Below are 3,379 nucleotides of genomic sequence, written 5' to 3'. Positions count from 1 at the left end.
GGGGCCGTGGGGGATGTCATGCGGGCAGCGTGCCGTGGCGGCGGCGGGCGGCACCCATAGTTTTCCCCTATGGGTATCGGCCGGAGCCTGGCTATCCTCCGGGAGTGACGCTGACCTTGCCCGGCCTGCGGGCGTTCGTGGCGGTGGCGCGTACGGGCTCGTTCTCGGCGGCCGCGCGGCAACTCGACGTACGGCAGCCCACGGTGAGCGAGTCGGTGCGCCGGCTGGAGGCCGCCGCGGGGCGGCCGTTGCTGGTGCGGAACCGCGAGCGGGCCGAACTGACCGACCTGGGACGACGGATCCTGGCCCACGCGGTGGCGGCGGTCGACGCCGCGGACGAACTCGAGGGGCTGCTGGACGGGGCGTCCCGGCCGTTCACCGTGGGCTTCCTGGGGGAGGCGGCGGCCGGCCGCACCCGGGAGCTGCTGGACCTGGTCCAGGCCCGCGCCCCGGGCGACGTGCGGCTGCGGCGCTACGACTTCGACGACCCCTCCTGCGGGCTGCTGGACGGACACTCCGACCTGGCCATCGTGTGGCCCCCGTTGGACGCCCCGGGACTGGGGATGGTGACCGTCTCCAGCGACCGGCGTTGCGTGGCGCTGCCCGCGACGGACCCGCTGGCCCGCAGGACCGAGGTCGCGCCCGCCGAACTGGGCGGCAGGACCTGGGTGGTGCCGCGGACCGGGGACGCGGCCTACGCCGGCTTCCGCCACCCGTCGGCCGTGGGCGTCGCCCACGTGGCCGGGACGGTGCCGTCGGGGTCGCTGGAGGAGACGCTCGAACTCGTGGCGGCGGGGCGGGGTTGCGCACTGGCGAGCACGGCGACCGACGAGCACTACGCGCGGTCGAACGTGGTGATCGTGCCGCTGGCCGGGGACGTGCGCTGCACGGTCGCGCTGGCCTGGCGGGCGGCGGACCGCAGGCCCGCGGTCCGCGGGGCGGCGGAGGATGTCGCCCGGTTGTTCGGAGGGACGCCGCCGGGAACCGGCCGGGCGGCGGGTGACGAGGGAGGGACCGCGTGGGACGGCTGCACATCTTCGACATGGACGGGACGCTGATGCACGGCTCCTCGGCGAGCATGGAACTCGCCCGGGAGCTGGGGCTGGTGGCGGAGTTCCGCGAGCTGGAGCACGCGCTCGGGCGGGGTCTGCTGGACCCGCCGGGCTACGCGGAGCGGGCGTACGAGCTGTGGCGGGCGCTCACCCGGGCGCAGGTGGCGGCGGCGTTCGAGGGCGCCCCGTGGCTGGCCGGGATACGGGAGGTGTGGGCGGACATCGCCGCCCGCGGGGAGCACTGCGCGGTGGTGTCGCTCTCCCCGGACTTCTTCGTGCGCCGGCTGCTGGAGTGGGGGGTGCACGCGGTCCGGGCGTCGGCCTTCCCGGAGGTCCCGTTCGGCCCGGCGGCGGGCCTGGACGTGGCGGGGATCCTGCTGCCGGAGACGAAGGTGACGGCGGCGGACGAGCTGTGCGCCCGGTACGGGGTCAGCCGCGCGGAGTGCGTGGCGTACGGGGACTCGCTGTCGGACACGGCGCTCTTCGCGGCGGTGCCGGTGTCGGTCGCGGTCAACGGGGACCACCACGTGAGCGGGCTGGCCAGCCATGCGTACACGGGGCGCGATTTGCGTGAAGCGTATGCGCTGGTCGTGGGCTGAATACGTGACGGTGGAACTGTGGTGATCGTCACGGGAATTGAGTGACGGTTGTGAAAGCAGTGACTCGGGGTAGGGTCGTCAGGGTTCCGCGGCAGCGGGGCTTCACATTCGGCCGAGCTTAACGGGATCGGTAACCGCGTTTCCCGTACTTCCGGCTATTTGTCCGGACGGCGTGAAGTCCTGGCAGGCTTTCCGCGCAGGATGTGTGGCCGATGTACGGACACCGACCGGGAGAAGCTCGAGGCGAAGCTGACCATGGACGCTCTGACCACGAACGCGGCCGAACCGGGAAAGGGAGCCGGGGCTGGGTCCTCCGGATGGTTCACGCCGCACACACCCCCTGACGGGCCGAGACCCCACCACGAGGGCGGGAACGGCGGCGAGCCGAGCCGCCCGGTACGGCCCATCAGGCCGGTGGGCACGGGAGCCGGGCGGAGCACCGGCCCCGGCCCGGCGCTGCCGCGGCCCGGCCCCCCGCAGGACGCGCCGGGGCCGCGGCACCATCCGGAGCCGCCGGACCGGCAGCCCCCGCCCCGGGCGGAGGCCCGGCCTCGGTCGCGGCAGCCGAGCGCGGACGCACTGCTCATCCGGCGGACGATGGAGGAGGTCGCGCCCGTAGCCGACAAGACGACGTCGTATTTCTATGCACTTTTGTTCATACGGCATCCGGAGTTGCGCGAACTCTTTCCGGCCGCGATGGACGCGCAGCGCGACCGATTGTTGAAAGCGCTCCTCACCGCCGCGGAACACATAGACGACGCCGAGATACTCACCGAATACCTGTCCCACCTGGGCCGCGGCCACCGGAAATACGGCACCCGGCCCGAGCACTATCCGGCCGTGGGGGAATGCCTGATCGGGGCGCTGACCCGGTACGCCTCGGCGGTCTGGAACGACGAGGTCGAGGCGGCCTGGGTGCGTGCCTACACGGCGATCTCGCAGATCATGATCGACGCGGCGGCGGCCGACGAGAAGCACGCGCCGCCCTGGTGGCAGGCGGAGATCGTCAGCCACGAACCGCGCACCTCCGACATCGCGGTCCTCAGCGTCCGCCCCGACCAGCCCTACCCCTTCCTCGCGGGCCAGTACACGACGCTGGAGACGCCCTGGTGGCCGCGGGTCTGGCGGCACTACTCCTTCGCCAGCGCCCCCCGCCCGGACGGCCTGCTGGTCTTCCACGTGAAGGCCGTGCCGGCCGGCTGGGTCAGCGGGGCGCTGGTCCACCGGGCCCGACCCGGCGACGTGCTGCGGCTCGGTCCTCCGGGCGGCTCCATGGTCGTGGACCACAGCACCGACAACGGACTGCTCTGCCTGGGCGGCGGCACCGGCATCGCCCCCATCAAGGCCCTGGTCGAGGACGTCGCCGAGCACGGCCGCCGCCGTGCCATGGACGTCTTCTACGGCGCCCGCAGCGACCACGACCTGTACGACCTGGACACCTTGGTGGGGCTCGCCCGGCGCCACCCCTGGCTCTCGGTGCGCCCCGTGGTCTCCCACGGCCGCGGCGAAGTGGGGCTGCACGGCCCGCTCCCCGAGATCGTGCGGCAGTACGGCCCCTGGCCCGAGTACGACGCGTACCTCAGCGGGCCGCCCGGGATGATCCGCAGCGGCGTCGACACCCTCGTGCGCAGCGGCATGCCCTCCCAGCGCATCCGGCACGACCTGATCGAGGAACTGGTCGCGGCCGGCGACTGAATCCGCTCCGCCCACGCCCCCCGGGGCCCCCAC

3 protein-coding genes are annotated in these 3,379 nt (G+C 73.5%); all 3 read left to right on the top strand.

The annotated features are described in order from the left end of the window. The first annotated feature begins 104 nt into the window (after positions 1 to 104). The 3 genes from PV341_RS44305 (at position 105) to PV341_RS44295 (ending at position 3,346) form a co-directional block, all read left to right on the top strand. Positions 105 to 1,058: a LysR family transcriptional regulator gene (locus tag PV341_RS44305; protein WP_500360908.1), complete on the top strand. Its 954-nt coding sequence runs from the start codon at positions 105 to 107 to the stop codon at positions 1,056 to 1,058. Continuing rightward, positions 1,019 to 1,651 (top strand): HAD family hydrolase, encoded by a 633-nt coding sequence (locus PV341_RS44300; protein WP_500330932.1) that lies wholly within the window; start codon positions 1,019 to 1,021, stop codon positions 1,649 to 1,651. Before PV341_RS44305 ends, PV341_RS44300 begins: the two co-directional genes overlap by 40 nt. A 255-nt stretch (positions 1,652 to 1,906) precedes the next feature. Further along, a complete protein-coding gene (locus PV341_RS44295) occupies positions 1,907 to 3,346 on the top strand; it encodes a globin domain-containing protein (protein WP_500360907.1) in 1,440 nt (479 codons plus the stop codon). The last annotated feature ends 33 nt before the right edge of the window (positions 3,347 to 3,379 follow it).

Source organism: Streptomyces sp. PA03-1a, assembly GCF_033792805.1.
Classification (GTDB): Bacteria; Actinomycetota; Actinomycetes; order Streptomycetales; family Streptomycetaceae; genus Actinacidiphila.
The sequence above is the reverse complement of the archived record's forward strand: the minus strand, read 5'-3'. Positions and strand labels throughout refer to the sequence as shown.

Excerpts from the sequence above, each read along its gene's own strand:
- PV341_RS44295 (WP_500360907.1), top strand. The coding sequence starts at position 1,907 with ATGGACGCTCTGACCACGAACGCGGCCGAACCGGGAAAGGGAGCCGGG.